At 63.3% G+C, this 20,503-nt stretch carries 28 protein-coding genes; 17 read left to right on the forward strand and 11 right to left on the reverse strand.

Going from position 1 to position 20,503, the window contains the following annotated elements; all coding sequences use genetic code 11:
* Positions 1-25: 25 nt before the first annotated feature.
* Positions 26-1,441 (forward strand): ABC1 kinase family protein, encoded by a 1,416-nt coding sequence (locus LMQ14_RS03085; protein WP_267733383.1) that lies wholly within the window; start codon positions 26-28, stop codon positions 1,439-1,441.
* Positions 1,428-2,627 (forward strand): cytochrome P450, encoded by a 1,200-nt coding sequence (locus LMQ14_RS03090; protein ID WP_267733384.1) that lies wholly within the window; start codon positions 1,428-1,430, stop codon positions 2,625-2,627. The genes LMQ14_RS03085 and LMQ14_RS03090 overlap by 14 nt, the downstream gene beginning before the upstream one ends.
* 28 nt (positions 2,628-2,655) lie before the next feature.
* On the opposite strand, the gene LMQ14_RS03095 is transcribed toward LMQ14_RS03090, so the two are convergent.
* From LMQ14_RS03095 to LMQ14_RS03110, 4 genes are all read right to left on the reverse strand, one after another.
* On the reverse strand, positions 2,656-3,063 hold the full coding sequence (locus tag LMQ14_RS03095; protein ID WP_420714655.1) for an ATP-binding protein: 408 nt from the start codon (positions 3,061-3,063) through the stop codon (positions 2,656-2,658).
* A 130-nt stretch (positions 3,064-3,193) separates the two neighbouring features.
* Positions 3,194-3,634: a response regulator gene (locus tag LMQ14_RS03100; protein ID WP_267733386.1), complete on the reverse strand. Its 441-nt coding sequence runs from the start codon at positions 3,632-3,634 to the stop codon at positions 3,194-3,196.
* A gap of 115 nt (positions 3,635-3,749) precedes the next feature.
* On the reverse strand, positions 3,750-4,211 hold the full coding sequence (locus LMQ14_RS03105) for a hypothetical protein (RefSeq protein WP_267733387.1): 462 nt from the start codon (positions 4,209-4,211) through the stop codon (positions 3,750-3,752).
* Positions 4,212-4,328: 117 nt separating this feature from the next.
* Positions 4,329-4,643, reverse strand: coding sequence for a hypothetical protein (locus LMQ14_RS03110; RefSeq protein WP_267733388.1), 315 nt, complete (start codon positions 4,641-4,643; stop codon positions 4,329-4,331).
* A 244-nt stretch (positions 4,644-4,887) separates the two neighbouring features.
* Between LMQ14_RS03110 and LMQ14_RS03115 the strand changes: the two genes are divergently transcribed.
* Positions 4,888-5,688, forward strand: a complete 801-nt coding sequence (locus tag LMQ14_RS03115; RefSeq protein ID WP_267733389.1) for a DUF732 domain-containing protein — start codon at positions 4,888-4,890, stop codon at positions 5,686-5,688.
* Positions 5,689-5,876: 188 nt separating this feature from the next.
* On the opposite strand, the gene LMQ14_RS03120 is transcribed toward LMQ14_RS03115, so the two are convergent.
* Together LMQ14_RS03120 and LMQ14_RS03125 are read right to left on the reverse strand one after the other, a co-directional pair.
* Positions 5,877-6,320, reverse strand: coding sequence for a hypothetical protein (locus LMQ14_RS03120; RefSeq protein WP_267733390.1), 444 nt, complete (start codon positions 6,318-6,320; stop codon positions 5,877-5,879).
* Positions 6,321-6,433: 113 nt separating this feature from the next.
* Positions 6,434-6,919: a redoxin domain-containing protein gene (locus LMQ14_RS03125; RefSeq protein ID WP_267733391.1), complete on the reverse strand. Its 486-nt coding sequence runs from the start codon at positions 6,917-6,919 to the stop codon at positions 6,434-6,436.
* Between the two features lie 90 nt (positions 6,920-7,009).
* Between LMQ14_RS03125 and LMQ14_RS03130 the strand changes: the two genes are divergently transcribed.
* From LMQ14_RS03130 to LMQ14_RS03155, 6 genes are all read left to right on the forward strand, one after another.
* Entirely contained in the window at positions 7,010-7,642 is a 633-nt protein-coding gene (locus tag LMQ14_RS03130) for a TetR/AcrR family transcriptional regulator (protein WP_267733392.1), read from the forward strand.
* 332 nt (positions 7,643-7,974) lie between these two features.
* A complete protein-coding gene (locus LMQ14_RS03135) occupies positions 7,975-8,466 on the forward strand; it encodes a hypothetical protein (protein WP_267733393.1) in 492 nt (163 codons plus the stop codon).
* Between the two features lie 41 nt (positions 8,467-8,507).
* Positions 8,508-8,948, forward strand: a complete 441-nt coding sequence (locus LMQ14_RS03140) for a hypothetical protein (RefSeq protein ID WP_267733394.1) — start codon at positions 8,508-8,510, stop codon at positions 8,946-8,948.
* 91 nt (positions 8,949-9,039) lie between these two features.
* The gene (locus LMQ14_RS03145; RefSeq protein WP_267733395.1) at positions 9,040-9,903 is read left to right on the forward strand and encodes a deaminase; all 864 of its coding nucleotides are present in this window, start codon (positions 9,040-9,042) and stop codon (positions 9,901-9,903) included.
* Positions 9,904-10,076: 173 nt separating this feature from the next.
* Positions 10,077-10,688, forward strand: a complete 612-nt coding sequence (locus LMQ14_RS03150; RefSeq protein ID WP_267733396.1) for a hypothetical protein — start codon at positions 10,077-10,079, stop codon at positions 10,686-10,688.
* Complete coding sequence (locus tag LMQ14_RS03155) at positions 10,688-11,689, forward strand: nucleotidyl transferase AbiEii/AbiGii toxin family protein (protein WP_267733397.1); 1,002 nt, start codon at positions 10,688-10,690, stop codon at positions 11,687-11,689. Before LMQ14_RS03150 ends, LMQ14_RS03155 begins: the two co-directional genes overlap by 1 nt.
* Before the next feature lie 136 nt (positions 11,690-11,825).
* On the opposite strand, the gene LMQ14_RS03160 is transcribed toward LMQ14_RS03155, so the two are convergent.
* From LMQ14_RS03160 to LMQ14_RS03175, 4 genes are all read right to left on the reverse strand, one after another.
* Positions 11,826-12,776 carry a hypothetical protein gene (locus tag LMQ14_RS03160; RefSeq protein ID WP_267733398.1) on the reverse strand — a complete coding sequence of 317 codons (951 nt, stop codon included), beginning with the start codon at positions 12,774-12,776 and terminating at the stop codon, positions 11,826-11,828.
* Positions 12,773-13,132: a helix-turn-helix domain-containing protein gene (locus tag LMQ14_RS28125; protein ID WP_324291099.1), complete on the reverse strand. Its 360-nt coding sequence runs from the start codon at positions 13,130-13,132 to the stop codon at positions 12,773-12,775. Before LMQ14_RS28125 ends, LMQ14_RS03160 begins: the two co-directional genes overlap by 4 nt.
* Positions 13,133-13,314: 182 nt before the next feature.
* Positions 13,315-13,806 carry a helix-turn-helix domain-containing protein gene (locus LMQ14_RS28130; RefSeq protein WP_324291100.1) on the reverse strand — a complete coding sequence of 164 codons (492 nt, stop codon included), beginning with the start codon at positions 13,804-13,806 and terminating at the stop codon, positions 13,315-13,317.
* 36 nt (positions 13,807-13,842) lie between these two features.
* Complete coding sequence (locus LMQ14_RS03175) at positions 13,843-14,211, reverse strand: helix-turn-helix domain-containing protein (protein WP_267733399.1); 369 nt, start codon at positions 14,209-14,211, stop codon at positions 13,843-13,845.
* Between the two features lie 295 nt (positions 14,212-14,506).
* On the opposite strand from LMQ14_RS03175, the gene LMQ14_RS03180 reads away from it, so the two are divergent.
* The 4 genes from LMQ14_RS03180 (at position 14,507) to LMQ14_RS03195 (ending at position 17,573) form a co-directional block, all read left to right on the forward strand.
* Positions 14,507-14,908, forward strand: coding sequence for a hypothetical protein (locus LMQ14_RS03180; protein ID WP_267733400.1), 402 nt, complete (start codon positions 14,507-14,509; stop codon positions 14,906-14,908).
* Between the two features lie 16 nt (positions 14,909-14,924).
* On the forward strand, positions 14,925-16,130 hold the full coding sequence (locus LMQ14_RS03185; protein WP_267733401.1) for a PfkB family carbohydrate kinase: 1,206 nt from the start codon (positions 14,925-14,927) through the stop codon (positions 16,128-16,130).
* A 4-nt stretch (positions 16,131-16,134) separates the two neighbouring features.
* Positions 16,135-16,788, forward strand: coding sequence for a 7-cyano-7-deazaguanine synthase (locus LMQ14_RS03190; protein ID WP_267733402.1), 654 nt, complete (start codon positions 16,135-16,137; stop codon positions 16,786-16,788).
* A gap of 149 nt (positions 16,789-16,937) precedes the next feature.
* The gene (locus LMQ14_RS03195) at positions 16,938-17,573 is read left to right on the forward strand and encodes a nitroreductase family protein (protein ID WP_267733403.1); all 636 of its coding nucleotides are present in this window, start codon (positions 16,938-16,940) and stop codon (positions 17,571-17,573) included.
* A 71-nt stretch (positions 17,574-17,644) separates the two neighbouring features.
* Here LMQ14_RS03195 and LMQ14_RS03200 read toward each other — a convergent pair whose 3' ends face one another.
* Positions 17,645-18,415 (reverse strand): hypothetical protein, encoded by a 771-nt coding sequence (locus LMQ14_RS03200; protein ID WP_267733404.1) that lies wholly within the window; start codon positions 18,413-18,415, stop codon positions 17,645-17,647.
* 34 nt (positions 18,416-18,449) lie between these two features.
* Between LMQ14_RS03200 and LMQ14_RS03205 the strand changes: the two genes are divergently transcribed.
* The 4 genes from LMQ14_RS03205 to LMQ14_RS03220 all read left to right on the forward strand — a co-directional run bounded on the left by LMQ14_RS03205 (position 18,450) and on the right by LMQ14_RS03220 (position 20,325).
* Positions 18,450-18,857: a TetR/AcrR family transcriptional regulator gene (locus LMQ14_RS03205; protein ID WP_267733405.1), complete on the forward strand. Its 408-nt coding sequence runs from the start codon at positions 18,450-18,452 to the stop codon at positions 18,855-18,857.
* Positions 18,858-18,930: 73 nt separating this feature from the next.
* Positions 18,931-19,332 carry a 6-carboxytetrahydropterin synthase QueD gene (gene queD, locus LMQ14_RS03210; protein WP_267733406.1) on the forward strand — a complete coding sequence of 134 codons (402 nt, stop codon included), beginning with the start codon at positions 18,931-18,933 and terminating at the stop codon, positions 19,330-19,332.
* A gap of 2 nt (positions 19,333-19,334) precedes the next feature.
* On the forward strand, positions 19,335-20,096 hold the full coding sequence (locus tag LMQ14_RS03215) for a 7-carboxy-7-deazaguanine synthase QueE (protein ID WP_267733407.1): 762 nt from the start codon (positions 19,335-19,337) through the stop codon (positions 20,094-20,096).
* Between the two features lie 55 nt (positions 20,097-20,151).
* A complete protein-coding gene (locus tag LMQ14_RS03220) occupies positions 20,152-20,325 on the forward strand; it encodes a hypothetical protein (protein WP_267733408.1) in 174 nt (57 codons plus the stop codon).
* Positions 20,326-20,503 lie beyond the last annotated feature (178 nt).

A 20,503-nucleotide genomic window follows, 5' to 3' on the forward strand; every position in this document is an offset into this window, starting at 1 on the left:
ATAGCCAGGATTGGGTGAAGGCCGAATGCCGCATCACGACGGCCCGCTCCCGCAGGGCAGGATCCACCGCACCATGCCGTTGGTGGGCTTCACCGCGAGGGCCGCCGGCGGCCGACTTGTCGCGGGATTGCGAGAGCGCGCGGGGGACGACGGCGCGGTCGAACGGTTCCACGAACGCACCGCCGAGCGCTACACCGAATTACTCGGGCATTCCAAGGGTGTCCTGATGAAGCTCGGCCAGATCATGTCGATGATCGACACCCGTGCGCTGGGCACGGGCGGGTTCTGGCCATATCAGAGAGCCATGAGCCGGCTGCAGGCCGACGCTCCGCCGATGCATCCCGACCTGGTTCGTGAAGTCCTCGACGCCGAACTCGGTTCAGCCGTCCACCAGTTCGCGGACTTCACCGATGAGCCGATCGCTGCCGCGTCGATCGGTCAAGTGCACCGCGCGGTCTTGCACGACGGTCGCCAGGTTGCCGTCAAGATCCAGTACCCCGGTGTGGGTCAGGCAATCCGCGATGATCTGGCCAATACGGAGTTGCTGGCGACGTTTGTGCGGTTCTTCACGTCGGCGTCGGGAGTGAAGCCGGATGTGCGGTCGGTGGCGCGCGAGGCGGCGCGGCGGATTTCCGAAGAGATCGACTATCGTCACGAGGCAGCCAGCATTGCGGCGTTCGGTGAACTCTATCGGGGCCACCCGTTTATCCGAGTTCCCGACGTCATTCCCGGCGCGTCCACCGATCGGGTGCTGACGATGACCTACCTCGACGGGATGGACTGGGCGCAAGCACAACAGGCCGATCAGGATCTGAAAAACAGCTGGGCAGAGGCCATCCTGCGTTTCAGCCAAGGAAATTTCCGGCACGCGAACCTGCTGCACGCCGACCCCCACCCAGGGAACTACCGATTCAGCAATGATGGCACCGTCGGTTTCGTCGACTACGGCTGCGTGAAGGTCCTGCCCGAACGGCAGCGCTGGCTCTGGGTCGCCATGATGCGCGCCTTGATCGAGCGCCGCAAACTCGACTACCGCGACCTCATGGTGCAGGCCGGCTTCCTCACCGCCGACTCCGACCTGACCGCTGATGAGCTACATCTCTGGCAGTCGGAAATGCTCTATGAGGTCATCGCGGCGCCCCAGCCGGCCACCTACACGCCCGAGACGATGGCACGCACCATGCACGGCTTGCTCGACCTGCGTAACGTCGACCATCCCCTGAACCGCATGCGCGCGCCCGACGATTACGTGTTCAGCCCACGCCTCCAACTCGCCATCTTCAGTGTGTGCGTTGGCCTGCGTGCGACCCTGCCGGCCCGGTCGATCATCGACGACATGGACGGCGTAGCGAAGCCGGTGACTGAAATGGGCAAGCTGCACCACGCCTGGGTCCGCGAGCGCCGTCTCCCGTCGGCATTGGGCCGCCATGACCATCCCTGACATCCCTGACATCCCGGCGACGGCACGGTTGCCGTGGGACGCGGCGGACCCTTTCTCATACTACGAACACCGACGACGCCGTGAGGGCGACGTGGTCTGGGAACACGGGATGAGGGCGTGGCTAGTCCTCGGCTATCAGCCCGTGCAACAGATCCTCTCCGGTGCCGGCTGGACGAGTAGCCCGTTGGCGAACGCCAACACCCGGGATGTCCTTCCGGCCGTCGATCGAGATACGTTGCGCAGCAACATCTTATTCAACGACGGCGCGGATCATCAGCGGCTGCGCGATTCGGTTCGCGACGTCTTCACTCCCGCATTTATCGCTGGTCTCCACGAAGGCATCGAAGCGATCGCGACGGAAACGATCGACCTCATACCCGCCGGAGTCGAGTTCGACTTCATGACCGAAATCGCATCACCGCTACCGATCGCTGTCGTCGCGGCCTGGATGGGTCTCGATGTCGACACGGCGCGGCTGCTCGGTGAAGAATCGCCGGCGATCAGCCGGATGATCAATGACGTCGGGGACACCAGCGCCGTCGAAGCCGGAACAGCGGCCTTCGCGGCGCTGCTCGCCGAGCTTCTCCCGCTGGCGGCCGACCGCCGTACCCACCGCCGCGACGACCTGCTCGGTTATATCGCGGCCGACCCGAACCTCGAACTCGACGACGTCGTCACCACCGCGGCGATCATCGGTGTCGCCGGACATCAGACAACAGCAAACCTGCTGGGCGCAGCCATGATTCGCCTCTTGAAGCCCAGGCCCAACGGTGTGCGTCCGGTCGACACCATCGACACGGTCGACGATCGACTTGTCAGCGAGTTGCTGCGCCTTGACGGACCCGTGCAAGCGGTGGCGCGCACCGCCACGCTTGACCAGATTGTGGGCGGTGTTGCCATCCATGCCGGCGAACCGGCCGTCGCCGTCATCGCCGCTGCGAACCGCGATCCGGAGGTATTTAGCTGGCCCACCAGGCTTCAAGTGGACCGTCCCGGACCCGCGCCGCTGACGTTCGGCTTCGGATCGCACTACTGCCTGGGCGCCGCGCTCGCCCGACTGGAAATTGCCGTTGCGCTGCAACATATCCTGGCGCGCCGCCCGGTGCTTTGTGGCGATCCGATTTGGCAGGCCACCCCGGGTCTTCGCGGACCAGTACGCGTGTCGATTGCCTTCGAGGACGGCTAAAACCTGTGTGCTGTCGCCGGCGTCGAAGTCAATGTTCTTGAAGTGCAGAATAATTGAGGCACACGGTGGTGCCGTCAGGGTCAGCGTTGATGGTGCAGTGGTCCGCCAAGGCATGCATCAACATGATGCCGCGCGACGCGCGAGGGTCCCGAGGTTGATGCGGCGAAGGGCGATGCCAGGTTCCGCGATCGCTGACGCACACGCTGATGGTCTGTGCGGCGGGGTCGTAGCCGGCCTGAAGTCTCATGGTGCCGACCGCATGCTGGGCGCTGTAGGCGTGTTCAACGCAGTTGGCCAGAGCTTCGTTGACGCCGAGAATGATGTCCCCGCTGACCTCTGGCGACGCGTGTGGCAGCTCCCGCAACCAGCTTTGCAGGGTATGGCGCAACTGGCACGCGGTCGCGGCATCAGCCGCGCCCGCACAACTCAGTTGCACCGCGGAAACCGGGGGAACCTCAACGCTCATAAGCCCTCGCATACCCCGTCGATCCCGGAAAAAACCAAGGCCGCGTATCGCTTTCACCACAGATGAATAGACGCGCTGAGACCCGTTGGAAATCGCAAGGCTAGCGACGTGGTGGGAGCTGCACGATCCGGACGAAGAAGTTGTCGATCTGGCGGATAGCGGCCATGTACTGGTCGAGGTCGACAGGCTTGGTGACGTAGGCATTGGCGTGCAGGTTGTAGCTGTGCAAGACATCTTCTTGCTCCGACGACGTGGTGAGTACGACGATCGGGATGTCTTGCAGGTCAGGGTCTGATTTGACGGTTTGCAAGACCTGGCGGCCGTTGAATTTGGGCAGGTTGAGATCCAACAAGATGAGATCGGGCCTTGGCGCGTCGCGGAATTCGCCACGCCGGTAGAGGAAATCCAATCCCTCGGCCCCATCACGGGCGACGTGGAGATTGTTGGCGATCTTGTGATGCTCGAACGCTTCTCGCGTGATCAACTCATCGCCGGGGTCGTCTTCGACGAGCAGGACGTCTATCGGATGAGGCGATGTCATCGGGGGGATCCACCTTCCGGGCGGGCGACGTTCAAGGAACGTGTCTTGAAAGGTGGAGTACCCCTTGGCAATAGGTACTAATCAGGCTGTAGCGCGTTGCTCATGTGACGTTAACCTACTGTCCGGCAACAGCATCCATCGGCGGTCCATCACCGTGTGCAACGTTGCGATGGGCCAGGCTGGTCGCGAGTGCTTTATTGCCCTGGACGGTCCCAACGATATCCACCGCATCGTTGACCGTGAAATGTGAAGTGACAGTGAGGGGTTTGCTGCCGTTTCCGGTGATCACGGTGGTGTCCGGGGTGAGCAAATAGGTTTGGGTGTACCCGCTGGCGCTGCGCGCGGTTACCGAGTCCGCCGACACCGCGATTAGGATTCCCTCCTGGCTCACCGGCTGCGGGGCCGATTCGTGAGCCTCCTCGGAGATCATATGGCTTGGTGCGCTTGAATTTTCGATGTCAATTCCGGTAATCGCCAGCGCCGCGAAGCTCGCCGCACACAACAGTGAAATGGGCGCGGCGACACCCAGTGATCGGGGTCGCTTGAGCGATCCGGTCATTCGGTGCTTGGCGCCCACGATCAGTCCTTCTTTCGCGGTCCGGCGCAGACGGTTCTCGACGCCTCCCGAGGCAGATCCGTTGAGTGGTAGTTACCCGACGCGCCGAGCGGGTAAACCCGGGCGCACCGAAGGGGGTCAGCTCGCGTTGAGCGTCGGACAGTCTTGGTAGCGCGCCGCGTCGATGAATGCGTCGGCACGTTCGGCGGCCTCGTCGTCATCCACACCGGTCAGGTCCGAATTGTTGGCCTTTTCGGCCGTACTGACGATCTGCTGGCGTGTCCAGCCTTGTGACAGGGCGGCGCATATCGTCTTTTCCGTCTGGTTTCGATGGTTCGGCCAGTCGGGCAGGAAGGTGACCTGGTCGGCGTGAGCCCTGGCGACGGTGTCAGGCATCGCGGCCACACCTATCAGCGGAATCATCAGCGAAACTCCGCACAGCAACTTCTTCATGGCCGCCGACCGTACGTACGTTAACCGGGAGTTTGCTGTGCTGTCACTGTGTGGCCAGCTGCGTTCTTTGCCTGGCAGAGTCGACGCAAGAAATGACAGCCGTCGCCTTTTGCATCAACCCCACCGGGGTTGTGGTGCTGGATTGAGCCGACGACCGCGGCGCGGCCAGCGGAAACGCAGCCGGCATGTCCGCCGCCATCCGGCGGTGTTGACCGAAACTTGCGACACTCGCAAACTGGTTGATATGCGCGACCGCGAGACGATCGACTCCGAATTGCGGCGCGCCGCGCTAAGGCGTCAATCGCTCCGCCGGCAGGGCCGTCAACCGTCGTCGCGAGAGGCCGACGAACTGCTCGACGAACTCCTGGCCCACAGCTCAGGGGCGCCGCACGCCGACGCCGTGACGGCGCCGGAAATCGAGTTGTTCGTCCCCGACACCTGGTTGCGCGAAACCCCCACCCGCACCGCGCCTCGCCGACGCAAGGGTGGGCTGCACCGCGTGGGCCTGCTCGCGGCATTGCCGCTATCCCTGGTCGCCGTTTTCGCCGCGGTGGTGATGATGTTCGGTGTGCACCACCAGGATTCATCGGCGCAGCAGCCGGATGGGCAGCAAACCGATAACCCGCCGTCGGCCGCTGCGCCCAAGTCGTTAGCGCCGAAAGCGCCCGCTGCGCGGGTCGACGTTGCCGACGCGGTGCTCGTTGATGCGTTGAAGCACGAAGGCGTGCCGGTTCCCAGTCAGGAATACGTGACGGCCCAAGGCCATGCCGTCTGCGACTTCCTGGCCCAGCATCGCAGTTTCGCGGATGCGGTCGGATTCGTGCAGCGATCGTCGATTTGGGACGCCAACCAAAGCGCCGACGTCACCGCGGGTGCCATCGTCGCGTACTGCCCGCAGTCTCAACCCTCCACCGCGGACCAGCTGCAGCCGGCCTATCAGAACACGCTCTCCGATCTGCAGGCGATCGAAGGAAAACTGCAAGGCATCCAAGACGATCTGCACGGTATCCAGGGCGGTCTGGACGCCATCCCGGGCCACTCGTAAACCGGGTCATCGCCGACAGCAATACTGCGTCGAGCCTCCTGTCAGGATTGAACTCACCCGACGGGCCCGCGGGCGGGTGGCAAAAACCCGTCCTAGCTGCGAAAGCGCATCACTCGAGGTGCCCGCAGATGTCTGCAACCGTCGGCGAATTGTGGGCACAAAGGATTGCCTCGACATCCTGGCGATCATCAAATGGGCCGCAAGGATCGTCGCTTACGGCCTCGATAGAGCTGATATAGATTCACTGCCGCTAAGAACATAACGAACAATGGAATAAATGGAGGTTTTATCCCTAGGGGCAGTACGTTTGCCGGCACTTCCGGCCGCAAATGCACGTAACTCGCAATCCCCATATTGACGATCAGTCCGGCTGAGGCGACGAACACGATCGGCGTATAAAGATTCGGGATCCGCTGTCTGAAGCAGGACGCCAAAAGCAGGCCGAGGCCAATGGACATTTCTCCGGCTTTACCCATTGGGATGCTGAATCGCGGCAGGCCACTCTTGGTTATCTGGACATCGAACATCGTACGAAAAGGCTCAAATAATTTCAAGAACCCAAATAAGAACATGAACACACCCAGAAACATCGAATTATATTTTAAGATCTCGTTTTCTTTGGTTTGCTTCACAAGTTCCTCTCTTTGTGTCGGCTCTATTTCTGCCGAGGTGCATCCATGCCGTCTAGCTGGTTCGGTTCGGCCACACCACGTCCAACGTTGGGCGCGGCATGGTGCGGCGTCGCTCACCGTGCTTCCGGGTGGTCGGTCAGATACCTGATGAAGCCGACCACGTCGTCGGGAACGAGCCGTCCGATCGCCCCGGTCGAGTAGACGGCGAGGCGCACCGTCCCATCCGGTGCCAGGATGACGCCGGTCGATTGCAAATAGTGCGGATCGTCGTTGACGTAGGCACCTATTGCCGCGGCGATCTTGTCGGCGTCGGCGCTGTGGCCGACCGGAAAGCGCAGCTTGCGCTTGGCGACCAGCGCTGCGGAGGTGTCCTCATGATCGACGGATAAGGCGACGACCTTGACGCTGAGCTCGCTCAGGGTGTCGAGTGCACGCGAGAATGCGCCGAGCTGCGCGTTGCAGTAGGGGCACCACGAGCCGCGGTAGATCAGGATGACGCCGTAGGAGCCGGCGAGGTCGCCCGGCAGGCTGATCGTGCCGCCACCGACGGCGGGAACGTCGAGTGGGGGGAACGGCTGGCCATAGTTGAGGCGCGACATCGGCGTCCTTCCACGGTGGTTCGTTGGCTACTCGGCCATAATGCTGGGGCAAAACTGGACTGACAATTCCAATTCGGATAGCGTCCGGTCGTGGCGTCAAAGGAGGGTCGGCCTGCCGCGCGGCTCACGGCGCGCGGCGCGGTAACCAAAGCCCGCATCGTGGCTGCAGCGGCCGCACTGGTCCGGGAGCGCGGGGTGGCAGGGACGAGCCTGGACGCCGTCATGACCGCCACCGGCACCAGCAGGTCGCAGCTGTATCACTACTTCGTCAACAAAGACGCGCTCATCGGCGAGGTGATCAAGGCCCAACTCGGCCGCGTCATCGCCGCTCAGGAGCCGTCCCTACGCGAGGTCTCGTCGTGGGACGGGCTGCAGCGGTGGTGCGATCATCTCGTGACCATGACCCGCGAGACGCAAGGTGTTGGCGGCTGCCCACTCGGTTCGCTCGTGAGCGAACTCGCCGACCGATCCGACTCGGCGCGACATGAACTTGTGCGGTCCTTTGCCGAATGGCAGTCATACCTATCCAACGGCTTCGCAGTCATGCGCGACAACGGCGAACTCGTCCCAGAAGCCGACGTGGACGAACTCGCGCTAACGATGATGAGTGGATTGCAGGGCGGACTCCTCATGGCGCAAGCCACGCACAGCGCTCGTCCCCTCGAACTGGCCCTCAACATGGCGCTCGGGCACATCGCCGGATACCGGCGCAGCCCGAAGTAAAGGCCACCGCCTTGAACAGTGGGGCAACCGCACGATTAATTCACACCGAAAGCGCCCCCAGGAGCACCGACGGGAACCGAAAGCGGGAGCCCCCTGTCAGGATTGAACTCGCCTGGCGGTGCAGCGGGGGAGGGTGAAACCGCGTCCCAGCAGTGAAAGTTCGTTAATGGTGATCATGCGAGATATCTGTAACTGCGGGCGAATTGTGGGCATTTTGTGGGCGTGCTCAGCCCGCCCGGCTACCACTTTGTTGTTGGCCGCGCTCAAAGACGCGGCGGCGTGTCAGGCGCGGACACCGCAAGAGTGTCGGTGGCCGCTGGGACGATGGGCGAGTGGACGCGGGACTGGCGGCATTCCTTGGAGCGATAGCGGGCGCAGCGATTGCGGGCGTGCCGCCAGTGGTCGCCGCGTTCGTTCAACGGGGCACGGCCAAAGCGCAGCGCGAGCACGACAAGGCCGAGAAGGACGCGCAGCGCGAGCACGACAAGGCCGAGACGGACGCGCAGCGCGAGCACGACCGGCTGGCTGCCGCGCGGAGCGGTCGCGGGAAGCAGATCGCCTATTGGCGAGACGGGTTGGCCCGCGCCGCTTTGACGTACCAATCGTGGTCGAACATCTATGACAACGAGCGGCAGCGGGAACAGGCCATCACGGACGGCCACTTCGTTCCTAACGCCGTTCCCGATGCGTGGTTTCAAAGTCTGCGGCCACACCTCGCCTCACGAGAGTTGCACGAAGCGGCAGTGCTGCGCTGCGACGATCACCTAGTGCTGGAACTCGGCAACGAAATCAACCGCCTGCAACGCGAGTGGGCAGAGGAATGATCGGGCCGACGAGTCCGCCGCTGGGGAGTCGTCCGACCCTTGTGAGCCTGTTTCAGAGCGGCGACGAAATCGCGCTGCCCATACAGCGCAACGGCGTTGGCCCCGTGGAGTATCACTTGGCGACGATCACAGCCCTAGAAGACGACGAGCCGAACCGGCGCATCCGCATGACGTTTAATATTCCGGCGTTCGACCGGATCGGTACCCAAGACGTCAGACCCGGCGACTTGATGCACCGCATGACCGCGACCGACGACTCGCGCGATCCGGTATACGTTGCCGCCAGGGATCTTTGGAAATGGGAAGGCTTGATGATCAGCGACCCTGACGGCAACGGGCGGGTCCGAATCCTCCGAACGGAGCGCGGCCCGCACCCTAGTGACAGTCACGAAATCCTAGCGCTCGTCGTGGAGGACGAGCAGCACCAGCGCCGACCGATATTCGTAGAAATGACCGGTGGGCTGTTCTGCGAGTGGTACTAGACCTGAAGAGGTTGACGTACCGGCACACGACGAAGAGCCGATCCTCGCCCAGGGGCCAGCATACGAGGCGCTCAATGGGAGAATGCATTACATGACCGATCAAGCGTTCTCGGAGAGCGACTTGCGTCGGTGGATGCGCACAGCAGTTGATCTGGGGAAGCAGAGCGTGGCCGAACAAGGCAAGGTGACCCCTTACGTCGGCGCTGTCGTCGTAAAGGATGGCGAAGTAGTCGGTTCCGGGTATCGGGGGAAGACGGGTGCGGGCAATCACGCCGAGTACGGCGTACTTAAAGGTCTGGCGGACACCGACCTCACCGGCGCACAGGTTTTCTCGACGCTTGAGCCATGTTCAAAACGCGGTCCCGACAGAATCCCATGTGCGCGAAGGCTTGCTGAGGCTCGGGTGAGCGATGTGTGGATTGGACTCTACGATCAGAATCCGGTCATCGACCGCCGAGGATGGAAAATCCTGCGTGACGCTGGCGTCACGGTGCACGACTTCCCATCGGATCTGCGAGACGAAATCGCGCTCGACAACAGTCAATTCATGGGCCAGTACAAGGTGGCGACCGGCGAATCGGGCCAGGTGACATTCGACGGCAGCGCAACAGCGGGCGGCATACTGGTGCGGAGTTCGATTGGAGACATTCAGATCCGAACCAGCCCGATGGGCGCCCGCGGCGTGTGGCTCATCGAACACGGCCACAACGTCGCCGCAATTCCGTACGGGCGTGAGTTCGAGGAGATCGACGATCCGGCGACTTTGCGTTTCGGTCACAGCCACTTCGCCCAGCTTGGACCAAGCGAGATGGCATGCCTGCGTAGCGAGCGCGGCTACCTGCTGTTGAAGAATGTGTCCAAGCGCGAGCCCAATGTCATCGACCTGCTTTATCAGGTACGGGGTCGTCCTGTATCGCCCGAGCCAACTAAATCTGTATCCGACACGACGGTGTAGCGGCGGCACCGAGCACAGCTAGCAGGTGGCCGGTCGGCTCGGCTAGCCGTAGGCCAAGTGAACGCTTAGAACGAGTGGGCGCTCGTGCGATCAGCGTCGTAGATACTCAACGTTATGCCTGGTCAGCAACTTCCTCTTTCTTATATGACAGAATCTCGGTACACTTTGGTGTCATGAACGACGTTCGGACCCCAGGGGCGGCCCTCGCTGAGGTACCCGTGGGTAGCTTCGTGCGAGTCGATGACCTGCCCGGCAGCCGCGCCGCTGCCAGCTGTGCGGTGTCACGCGCCCACAAAGCGGGTTACCTGGTACCGATCGTCAAGGGCCTGTACTTCAAGGGCGCCAAGAGTCGGTACGGGATGACGCGGCCGACGGCCGAGCAGATCGCAGTGCAGGTGCTCGGAACCGTCGGCGCTGGACCAGTGGGCGTCTCGGCTGCCCGGACATTCGGGCTGACCACTCAGATCCCAGCAGAACCGGCGTTCAGCGTCGCTGGTCCCGTACCCACGGTGCACGGACTGAAGGTGTCCAAGCGCAACAACATGCGCCGCCGCGACCTGAGATGGACAGAGGTCGCGCTGCTCGAGTTGCTACGCGGCGACTGGGAACAGACCGTCGACGACGGCTGGAACGCGCTCGTCGACGCCGCCGATGACGCGGTCCGCAATGGCCGCGTTCGCCTAGAACAGGTCGGCGACGCGGTTGACGGAGAACGGTCACCGGCTGCGAGGACGCACTTCAGCCACCTCGTCGAGGACCTGCGTGGCCGCGGCGTGGCCGCTTAATGGCGCTGCTGCGTGACCACCCTGACGATCTTCAGGGCCTCATCGGTGCCGCGGCCGCTACCCGCGCCCTGGACCAGACTTTCCTAGAGAAAGATTTCTGGGTCACCGAAGTGCTGCGCGCCGCGACCGTGCCCCGCATGCTGACAGCCAGAGACGGAACGAAGCACCCGATTGGCACGATCTTCAAGGGCGGCACCAGCTTGAGTCGTATCTATGGGCTAATCGAACGGTTCTCCGAGGACGTCGATTTGCTGGTGCGGTTCCCCGATGTGGACGCAAGCCCTGGGGCCAAAGACAAGGTTCTCAAGGGCATTCGTGACGACGTGGCCAACCATCTGAGGTTGGACGCCACACAGTTGACGCTCGAGGCAGCCACCACCGGTGTCAAACGCAACGTGCGATACCACTATCCCGGTTCAAGCGTGCCCGCCCACGGCCCCGTGAGTTCCGGCGTGCTGTTGGAAATGGGCTGCCGTGGCGGCACATACCCTACTCAACAGCACCAGTTGCGTTCGATGGTCGCCGATTACGCGATCCACCAGCTCGACGAATCCCAGGACACCTGGGACGAATTCGCCCCCGTCGCCGTCGAGGTCCTGGCTCCGGTTCGGACACTTCTGGAGAAGCTCGCGTTGCTGCACGACGCAGCATCGCGATACGAACAGGAAGGTGACGGTCGGCTACTCAAGGCAGGCCGGCACATCTACGACGTCCACCAGATGCTCGTCTGCCCCGACGTCATAGCAGAACTCGAGGCGATCGGGACCGACGGGGTCAAGCGGTTGTGCGCCGATATCGACGAACACAGCCACGCCGCTGACTTCACCTTCACTCCCCGTCCCGACGATGGGTACGGTCGCAGCCCGTTGGTGGATCCGTCGCACCCCAGCCGGGCGGTCCTGAATCGGGGCTACAACCAAGTGATGGGACTGGTGTATGGCACCCGCCCTGCCTTCGACAATTGCATCGCCGCCATTGGCGCGCGTGCAGCATTGCTCTGAAGCCGCTCGGGGAACGTCCGTAATCGACTGATAGTTCGGCTAGCGAAGCCCGTCAAAGACACACAGAATTCGGTGCACCGTTCTTATCGCTCGACCCGCTTGGTCGAGAGATGACAGGCGGGGCGGAGCCTTTTGCTCAATCTTCGATTGGAAGGTTCCTCAGCTGTTCCCGCAGCTGCGCAGCATCGGACTCGAGCTTTTGTAAACGCCGTTCCAGCGACGTGCGCGACGGCGGCCTGGTTTTCAGCGGCTTGATGGGCTTTGGCCTGGGCGAAACCCAATCGATCGGTTCATAGGCCACCAGCCTCCGCACCACAGAGCACATGTAGCACTCGTGGAAGGGGGCGGGGCGAGGCCAGTCGGCGTCCAGCAGGTGCCTGTGCCACCTACCTAGCTCCGCCCTCTCGGCCCGCATTTCCTTAAGCCGCTCGGGCGTGGGATGGGTCGGGCTGTCTTCAGGCTTCCAATCAACGTCGGTAACCACGTCGGCGAAGTGCCCACAATCCAGCAAGGTTTTCCAGAACGCGGATTCGTGCGGCTCGGGGTGTCGGATGACTGCCCATATGTCGGGGTGGTCGGCCCACGTCTGTGGCGGCTCGACCGGATCGGCCGGAAACTTCCGCACCTCGCAGTAGCCCCAATCGGCAACGTTGCGTATTGGCTTGAGCCGCTTTCTGTGCTTGCCGCCGCACAGAAACTCGCCCGGTGGCAACCTTTCCCGGGCCAACCCGTCAAAATCGGACGACGCGACGATGGTGCTACCCGGTTTGACTCTGCCCTCGGCGCAATATGAGTTCTTCAGCCGTTCTTCGATGCATCCGCAATCGAGTTCGATACGCCACCGGAATACGTCGCTGGGGTCGGGCGCCCAGAACCTCCAAAGCGGAGGCTGGATGCGTTCCCGGCGTTTCCTGTTGTGGCTCCCATATTCGGCAAGGACTTCGTCGGCTGGCCGTGGCTTACCGGGCAGGCGGCGTTGCTTTGCCTCTATCGCTGGTGGTCGTTGTTCGACGGTGCGGCGGTTTGAGGTGCCGGGCAGAACCTTGTCGAGGTATTTCTGCATCGCCTCGGTGCCCTGGTCCCTCATCGTGCACCGTCCACCTGCGTAGCCAGCCACTGCTCGACGTCGGCGCGGCGGTACATCACCCGCCGACCGAGCTTGAACGACTTCGGTCCACCGTGGCCCGCCGCTCGCCACCACCGCAATGTGGACGGCTGTTGTCGTGTCATCTCCGCCACTTCGGCGAGGGTAAGAATCTCGCCGTTGGGCGCCGCGACTTCTGGCTCCGGGCGCAGTGCTGCCGATCGCCGGCTGACTGGCAACTGCCGCGCGAGGCTTTCCGCGATCGACAGCAGGGTGTAGGCACTCGCCAACTTCCACGGCGTTGTGTGGGCGGTGTCGATCCGGTTGGCGGCCTGGACCGCTTTCTCATACCAATCCATATCAGCCACCTCAACTTTCGTTGCCGCTTTCGCCCGTCGATACTTGCCCTGCACGAACTTGGCGCAGTCGCAACCTATGGCCACGCAATCCCCCGTGGCGGGTGGCCCACCGCGCCCGCCGTTGTGGGAAACGGGATGGTGACCCCCGTTCTGGCAGCGCACCATGGGGCGTCCGTCCCACGTCATCCGTGACGCTTTTTTGGTGCGCGCCTGGCTCGTTCGGTGTCCTCGTCGAACTGTTTGCATTCGCAATTCCAGCATCTGTACCTCGGCTCGGGCGGTCTAACGCCCGGCCCATAGGTTGTTCGCATGCCGTGAGCCCCGTCTCCGTGGCCGCACTTGCACCACAGCGTCACTCGTCTCGGCTTGCGCTCAGAGGCCTTCTTGACCGTCAGGGACTCCTCGACCCTTGTGACTGCGGTTGACCGATCTGGCGCGGGTTTATTGTTGGTGCGCTTGCGGGGCCTCGCCGAGGGATCGTTCCAGTACGGTCCGAGGGGCTGCATGAGCTTTTCGTCAATCTCGTCCAGGTCGACCCTGATCGTGCGATGGCGTGCATAGCTGCCGATGCGGTAGCCCTTGATCTCGCCTTCTGCGATTAGCCTTCGCACGAATGCCGTACTGATGCCCAGGTATTCGGCGGCCTCGGGGATGCTGATGTAACGGCGGCTCATGACCGATACCGGCCGGGTCGGGCCTGCGCGCGCAGCTTACTGGTGGCGAGAAGCGCCATTTCGCTTTCTCCTGAAGAAATCCTCGAGGTCTTCCGCGTGGACAAAGGATCGGCGGCCGATCTTGACGAGCGACAGTTCGCCTCCTTTGACCAGCGCGTAGAACGTCGCGGGGCTGATGCCGCCTAGCTGCTGCCGGACTTCCTTGACCGGCATGAGGTGGCGCGTATTTCTCTTGCTGCACCACGGGCACTGATCTGAGTCTTCCTCTTGCACCGTGGGACGCTCAACGGCTGGTTCGGGCGGTGGCGTAGAGCGCTCCCGCTCGACTGCTGCCTGAACGGCCTCGTTGACGATGTCGCGGATCGCGTGGGCCAGCCGCTCAGCCGCGTCATTCCGTTGCTGCATAACCGATTCCAGGTGGAACGCGCCAGACTCAGTTCTATAGTTTCATCGCCAATTCTCGAGCATTGGCGATGAAAAAACGATGGGTCAAGTGAAGCGATATCTCGCCCGTCTGGGGGTCGCGAACCTGCAGTGCGGGATGCCCTGCCCATCGCCTCGGCGATGTGGCACCAATTTCGGATTACTTGCGCCGCACGCCAAAGCTAGGTCAAACGGTCACGATCTGTCCGCACGCACCCGTACCGTAGTCGGAGCGCGCCTGTCGGCAGGCGCCCTGTCTTGGGTGCGGAGGTTTGTCATGAGCGGTGGTGGTGGCGACGGCGGGAGCCACTTCTCGTCGAATCCTTGGACCAGTCCGGCGCGCGAGGGCGGCGACCAGTCCGATCAGCCGGCGTCGAGCGCAGGTCAGGAGGCATGCGAGGCGCTGCAGTTCGAGGCACGGCTGCGCAACGTTGACGCTGACGAACTCGCGCTCGTGTCCGAAGGGGACGTTCTGCCAGTCGTCTTCCAGGAGGCGCCGTCGCGGAGGGTAGCAGTGGTCAGGGTGCAGGCAGACGGGTCGCTGTCGGAAACTCCGGTCGGCGTTCTGCTGGACCGACTCTCGGAGCTGCTGCCGTGTCTCGAGATTCTGTCGTTCGAAGCCGAGGTGATCGATATCGACGGCGGCAATACCCGAGTACTTGTGCGGCCGGCGGCATGACTCATCGGGCGAAGTCGTGAGGATCGTCGGCGGCGCCTACCGGGAGCGGTGCGCGAACCCTCGGCATGACGCCCTGATTGGTTCGGGTATGCGCGCGGCCGCGTCTTTGGCCGAGTCGGGCGGCGATGTGGAGTTGACGACCGCAGTACACGAGTCTGAGCAGCTGGAGGCGGGAGTCGTTGCGGACACGTTGGGCGTGACTGTCGACATGGTCGAGCGGACCCGTCCAGTGTCGTTCGCGTATTTCACCCCGTTGAATGCGCCGGTCATTGGCGGGCTCGGTTCTCGGATAAGCAATGACATCAGCGTCGAGGGCGACGCAGTGTTGTTGTTCGGTCTAATCGAGAGCGGTCAGGTTAGGGCCAAGGGCCAACGGGTCGTCGTCGATCCGCAGCGGCCTCGAAACCTGACCGAGGAGGATCTTCCTGAGGTCGAAGCTGACGAGCAGGCATGGGTACTCAACGAGCGTGAGACGACGCAGCTTGCCGGCGTTCAGGACGTTTTCGCGGCGGCGCGTCGGCTGGTGGAAGCTCGCGGATTGTCCGTTGTGGTAACGAAGCGCGGCCCGCAGGGTGCACTCGTCACGACGGCCGATGGCCATCAAGTCAACGTCGGAGCATGCGTCACCGAATCTGTTTTCCCCATCGGTTCCGGTGATGTATTCGCCGGAACATTTGCCTGGGCGTGGGCCGACAAGCACCTCGACCCCGTGGACGCGGCCAACATCGCGTCCAACGCTGCCGCGCACTGGTGCGAGACGAAGGATTTCGCGACGCCTGCTTACGTGCTCGATGGCACCTTCACCCGCGAGCTCGTGCCGACCATTAAAGCCAGGCCGGTTTACCTCGCCGGCCCGTTCTTCAATTTGCAACAGAGGTGGCTAGTCGACGTCGTGAACGCGTCTCTGGCACCGCATGTGTGGTCACCGTCGCACGAAATTGGTGCTGGCGGGATTGAGGTCGCGAGGCAGGATCTCGACGGACTGGAGCTGTGCGATTCGGTGCTTGCGCTGCTAGACGACAACGACCAGGGCACCGTATTCGAGGTCGGGTACGCGACCAAGATGGACATCCCAGTTGTCATGTACACCGAGCATGTGGACGCCGAAGGCTCCAAGATGCTCCTCGGAACAGGCACTACACACTACGAAGACCTGTCGACTGCTGTTTACAAATCGCAGTGGGCGGCCGCATTCCGCGCCGCAGCGCGCGAGAGCGGCTGAACTTGTGAATCCCCCCGTTCACTCTGGTCGCTCGTTGCTGCTGTTGTCTGGCGGGCACGACTCCATCGCGCTCGCAGCGTGGCTTCGGCCTGAGGGTTGCCTGACAATTCACTACGGGCAGCGGCCCGTTGAAGGCGAGATGCGGGCGTCCAAGGCGGCTGCCGACAGCCTTGGGCTGCCCTGGCACACGTTGCGCGTGGATCTGACCCCGGTTGGGTCCGGACTCTTGCATGACGACGGGGCTACCGGCAGTGCCGCGATGGCAAAACGCGCTGAGCAGGCCGAGGTAGCGCCGAGCCCGGAATGGTGGCCTTATCGGAATCAGCTGCTCGTGTCGCTGGCTGCGGCTTGGGCGCTGCCGCGGGGATACGAGGAGCTGCTCGTCGGGTCCGTCGGACCGGACGGCGCCCGGCACCGGGATGGCACCGCTGGATTCTACGAACGCCTGAACGAAGTACTGGTCTACCAGGAGGGTTGTCTGCGAGTGACCGCGCCCGCTGTAGGGATGACGACGGTCGAACTGATCGAGGTCAGCGGCGTGGACGATTCCGTCCTCGGATACGCGCACTCGTGCCACACCGCCGCATACCCGTGTGACATGTGCCCCGGGTGCCGTAAGCACCACGATGTCATCAGCGGTTCCGGGAGATTCCAGTGACGAACAAGCCACAGGCACCAACAAACGACGGAGTGCCGGTGACTGATTCGGCCTACGCCGCGTTTACAGAGGCGGCTACCATGCGGCCATCTCCTGATCCGGCGACCGGGCCTGGCTCTACCGAATTTTCGACTCCACGCTCGCTGAGCGTGGTCGACATCGACGAGTTGCTCCCTGTCACCAGGGCGCAGCCACCTCAACACTCGTTCATCGACGTGCTCAGTCGGCGTCGTAGCATCCGTAGCTACGGTCCACTCACCGCCGCTAGTCTCGCCCGGCTCCTTGACCTCGTGTTCGCCCTCCAGTGGTCCGCACCCGCCGATGATGGTGGCATGCGCCGCTTCCGGCCGGTGCCGTCTGCCGGTGCGCGGCATCCGCTTGCGCCACTGATCCTCATCGAGAAAGTCGTCAGCCTCGACGCTGGCTTGTGGCGATTCGACCCGGACGCACGACAATTGCATCTAGTGACAAATATCTGCGACTCCCTCACGCGACCTTGGCAAGCCGCTTGCGACGCCGGAACGTTGGAGACGCGGCCACCCGCCATCATCGTGCTCGCCGCAAAGTTCGACGCCACTCTTGCGCGCTACCCGGCAGGCTCCGCGCTTGTTTGGCGCGATGCGGGGGTCGCTTTAGGGACGCTTCACCTAGCAGCAACCGACCTGGGCCTAGCTTCCTGCATCCTCGGTACCGCGGGCATCCTCGATGGCGATCTCCTGGAGGCGTGCGGGGTCATCGGAAATCTCGTCGGAGACGTTGGCTCGCTTGCCCTCGGGGGATCCTGACTTCACCCAATTTCGCGGCAGTGGAAACCAGATGACCCGGCCGCGCGTGAACTTCGACTGGTGCACAGCGCCTAGTGGCCGAGCACCATGATCCGCCCTCGTCGCCCCAGGGCAGACAACATGCGCCAGATCGCGGCGTCCAGGTCTGCGGCGGACACCGCACCCTGGTTCGCCCACGACAAGAACGCGTTTTCGAAAAGCTCGTAATGACGGGGCAGCGCCCAGTCTGGACAGAAGACTCCGGCGTTAATACCCGCGCGGCGGATGTGGATATCGATGATGGCGACTGCGTCGCTGTCGCGGTGGTTCCGCACAATCCATGAAGCCGTCTTCGGGCCGACCCCCGGTAGGTGCATGAGCCGGTTGCGCAACTCAGTGTCGCTGTCCGCATCCGACTCGTGCTCCCACCCCGCTAGTTCGGCGAGTGCAGCGGCCAGGCGGCGTGGTCGTTGGAGATAGAACCGGTACCGAGTCCGGCGGCCATGACCGAGGTCCAGCGGCTGCGCCAGCACATGAGTCATTGCAGCTGCGACCGTTTCCTCGTCCAAGTCCGGCGTGAGTAGTCCCGCGGTTCGGAGTGCGACGAAAGCTGCGTTCCCGACCGGCCCCGGGACGCCGTATCCGCCGAGCATGCACACTGCAACCTCCTCGCGGAGGTTCCGACCGAGCCGATGACGGCCTTCGCCGGAGGGAAACTCGGCGGCCTGCTGGGCCCAGAACGCAGCACTCCCGAGCTGCCATGGCTCGCCCCACGGTGTCTCCGCGCAGTTGCCGCAGTCCCGGCGCAACGTCGTTGGTGGTGCTGGGTGTTTGAAGTCCGGGGGCGTAGTGATTGGAGCCACGGGTGCATCCTCTCAAATATTGTAGCGTTGTTATATGAGCGTGGAGGCGCGGCGTCGTCGCGCCTCGTCAGAGGCAACGCGGACGAGACTGATATCGGCCGCCCGCGACCTGTTCCTCGTTGGCGGATATGAGGCGACGCCCGTCCGAAAAATCGCTGACGAGGCCGGAGTCACCATCGGTGCGTTCTACGGCCACTTCGGGTCGAAGCGGACAGTTCTGTTCAGGGTCGTCAGGGACATGAACGCGTCCAGGAAAGGCCAACGACAGCGGTTCCCGACGCCGGCACATCGCGCACTGGTGCTCACCGTCGCGTCTTTCGCACACGAGGATCCAGAAGCTGCGAGGGTGCTTGCGGAGGTCCTTCAGGTGATTGCCGTTGGCGCTGGCGAAGCACTAGATGCCGCGAAGGCAGGGGGGCTGCTTGTGGACCTCGCCCGGTGAACTCGAGCGCTTGCAGGTTCCAGCCAGCTGACATCCGGGTTTTGGCCTCCAATTCTGTGCAGAATAGGGCGGTATGAACGAGGTACCCCTTGTCGCTGGCTCACACGCCAGCCGGCGGCTCGCCACATCGGTGACCCGTAAATTCTCGTTCGAAGCCGCCCACCAGCTTCAGTGGCACCAAGGAAAGTGCGCCAGCCTGCACGGACATTCGTACCGCTTCGATGTCACCGTTGCCGGCAACCTGAGCCAGGACGGCATAGTTGTCGATTTCGCGGACATTAAGACTGCGGTCGATAAGCACGTTCTAGGCGACTACGACCATGCCTACCTCAACGACTTCCTCCCGAATCCGACCGCTGAGCTCATAGCCGCCGACATCGCAGACCGTCTCCTCGCGGCTGGCCTCGCAGTGAACACAGTGACGGTGTATGAGACGGCGTCCTGCTCGGCGACGGTCCAGGTCATTGGCGGCTGATCATGGCCGACGAGACGGTCTCACATCGACTGGGAACGCACGCCGTTCTACGGATCGTGGAAGTGTTCGGCCCCACGATCCAGGGCGAAGGCCCCGCCGTCGGCCGCGCCGCTTACTTGCTTCGGCTCGCTGGATGCAATCTGACCTGCGACTGGTGTGATACTGCATTTAGCTGGGACCCTGACCGCGAAGACCCGGAGCGACCGCCGCGCGATATCACGGCTGCTGCGGTGCTGGCCTTGCTCGACCCGCGGACCAACGACTCGTCCGCGCCTCCGCCATCGGTCAGGAGACTCGTCGTCACTGGCGGTGAACCGCTGCTGCAGGCGGCCCAGCTGGTCGATGTACTCTCATCGCTCGTCGCCCTCGGGTGGGTGGTGGAGGTCGAGACGTCCGGCAGCGTGTCGCCCGGGCCGCTCGCCGTGCTCGTAGACCAATTCAATGTGTCGCCTAAGCTTGCTCACAGCGGAGTTTCCGAACGGGCACGCCTGCGGCTAAGGGTCCTCGATGAGTTTGCCCGCCTGCCGTCTGCGTCGTTCAAGTTCGTAGTCGAAGAGTCTGCGGACCTCGATGAGGTGGCCCAACTGCTGGGCCAACTCTGCGTCCCGGTATCGCCGGACCGGGTGTTCGTGATGGCGCAGGGAACGGATCCCGGCTTGCTGTTGAAGCGGAGTAAAGACTTGGCCGATGCAGTGACGTCCCGCGGATGGGGTCTCACGCCGCGATGGCACGCACTGCTGTGGGCGGATGAGCGTGGCCGCTGAGCGTGCCAACCTTCGCCCGTAGCGGCCACACCGCTGCTGGGTTCAGGTCGATAACATGCCCCAGCCGCGGGCGGTCCTGTTTGTCGACGTGCGCGAAGTACGGGCGCAGCAGCATCCCGCAGGAGTGGTGCAGGAGCAGGACGCACTCGGTGCGCACGTAGCGGTCGCGGGCCTGCTTCGATGGGACCGGTACGGCGCCGCGGCGAAAGACGCCGACGGCCCGCTCTGAGGCGTACGCGGACGCCAGGGCTTCCGCTCGCGCGAGCATCAAGGTGACGGCCTCGATCTTGGTCAACAGGTACTCGCTTGGGGCGTCCTCGTAGAAGGTCGCGTTCAGTTCAGAGAACAGTTCGTGCGCTAGCCGCGGGCTGGGCCGGAGCCGCGGCCTTCGGCGTGCGGGGACCTAC

The organism is Mycobacterium sp. Aquia_213 (genome assembly GCF_026625985.1).
Lineage (GTDB): Bacteria > Actinomycetota > Actinomycetes > Mycobacteriales > Mycobacteriaceae > Mycobacterium.

Bases quoted from the DNA above. Each gene is read 5' to 3' on its own strand.
- LMQ14_RS03085 (WP_267733383.1), top strand. From the start codon at position 26: ATGCCGCATCACGACGGCCCGCTCCCGCAGGGCAGGATCCACCGCACC.
- LMQ14_RS03090 (WP_267733384.1), top strand. From the start codon at position 1,428: ATGACCATCCCTGACATCCCTGACATCCCGGCGACGGCACGGTTGCCG.
- LMQ14_RS03100 (WP_267733386.1), bottom strand. From the start codon at position 3,634: ATGACATCGCCTCATCCGATAGACGTCCTGCTCGTCGAAGACGACCCC.
- LMQ14_RS03110 (WP_267733388.1), bottom strand. From the start codon at position 4,643: ATGAAGAAGTTGCTGTGCGGAGTTTCGCTGATGATTCCGCTGATAGGT.
- LMQ14_RS03115 (WP_267733389.1), top strand. From the start codon at position 4,888: ATGCGCGACCGCGAGACGATCGACTCCGAATTGCGGCGCGCCGCGCTA.
- LMQ14_RS03125 (WP_267733391.1), bottom strand. From the start codon at position 6,919: ATGTCGCGCCTCAACTATGGCCAGCCGTTCCCCCCACTCGACGTTCCC.
- LMQ14_RS03145 (WP_267733395.1), top strand. From the start codon at position 9,040: ATGACCGATCAAGCGTTCTCGGAGAGCGACTTGCGTCGGTGGATGCGC.
- LMQ14_RS03150 (WP_267733396.1), top strand. From the start codon at position 10,077: ATGAACGACGTTCGGACCCCAGGGGCGGCCCTCGCTGAGGTACCCGTG.
- LMQ14_RS03155 (WP_267733397.1), top strand. From the start codon at position 10,688: ATGGCGCTGCTGCGTGACCACCCTGACGATCTTCAGGGCCTCATCGGT.
- LMQ14_RS03160 (WP_267733398.1), bottom strand. From the start codon at position 12,776: ATGAGGGACCAGGGCACCGAGGCGATGCAGAAATACCTCGACAAGGTT.
- LMQ14_RS28125 (WP_324291099.1), bottom strand. From the start codon at position 13,132: ATGGATTGGTATGAGAAAGCGGTCCAGGCCGCCAACCGGATCGACACC.
- LMQ14_RS28130 (WP_324291100.1), bottom strand. From the start codon at position 13,806: ATGAGCCGCCGTTACATCAGCATCCCCGAGGCCGCCGAATACCTGGGC.
- LMQ14_RS03175 (WP_267733399.1), bottom strand. From the start codon at position 14,211: ATGCAGCAACGGAATGACGCGGCTGAGCGGCTGGCCCACGCGATCCGC.
- LMQ14_RS03180 (WP_267733400.1), top strand. From the start codon at position 14,507: ATGAGCGGTGGTGGTGGCGACGGCGGGAGCCACTTCTCGTCGAATCCT.
- LMQ14_RS03205 (WP_267733405.1), top strand. From the start codon at position 18,450: ATGAGCGTGGAGGCGCGGCGTCGTCGCGCCTCGTCAGAGGCAACGCGG.
- queD (WP_267733406.1), top strand. From the start codon at position 18,931: ATGAACGAGGTACCCCTTGTCGCTGGCTCACACGCCAGCCGGCGGCTC.
- LMQ14_RS03215 (WP_267733407.1), top strand. From the start codon at position 19,335: ATGGCCGACGAGACGGTCTCACATCGACTGGGAACGCACGCCGTTCTA.
- LMQ14_RS03220 (WP_267733408.1), top strand. From the start codon at position 20,152: ATGCCCCAGCCGCGGGCGGTCCTGTTTGTCGACGTGCGCGAAGTACGG.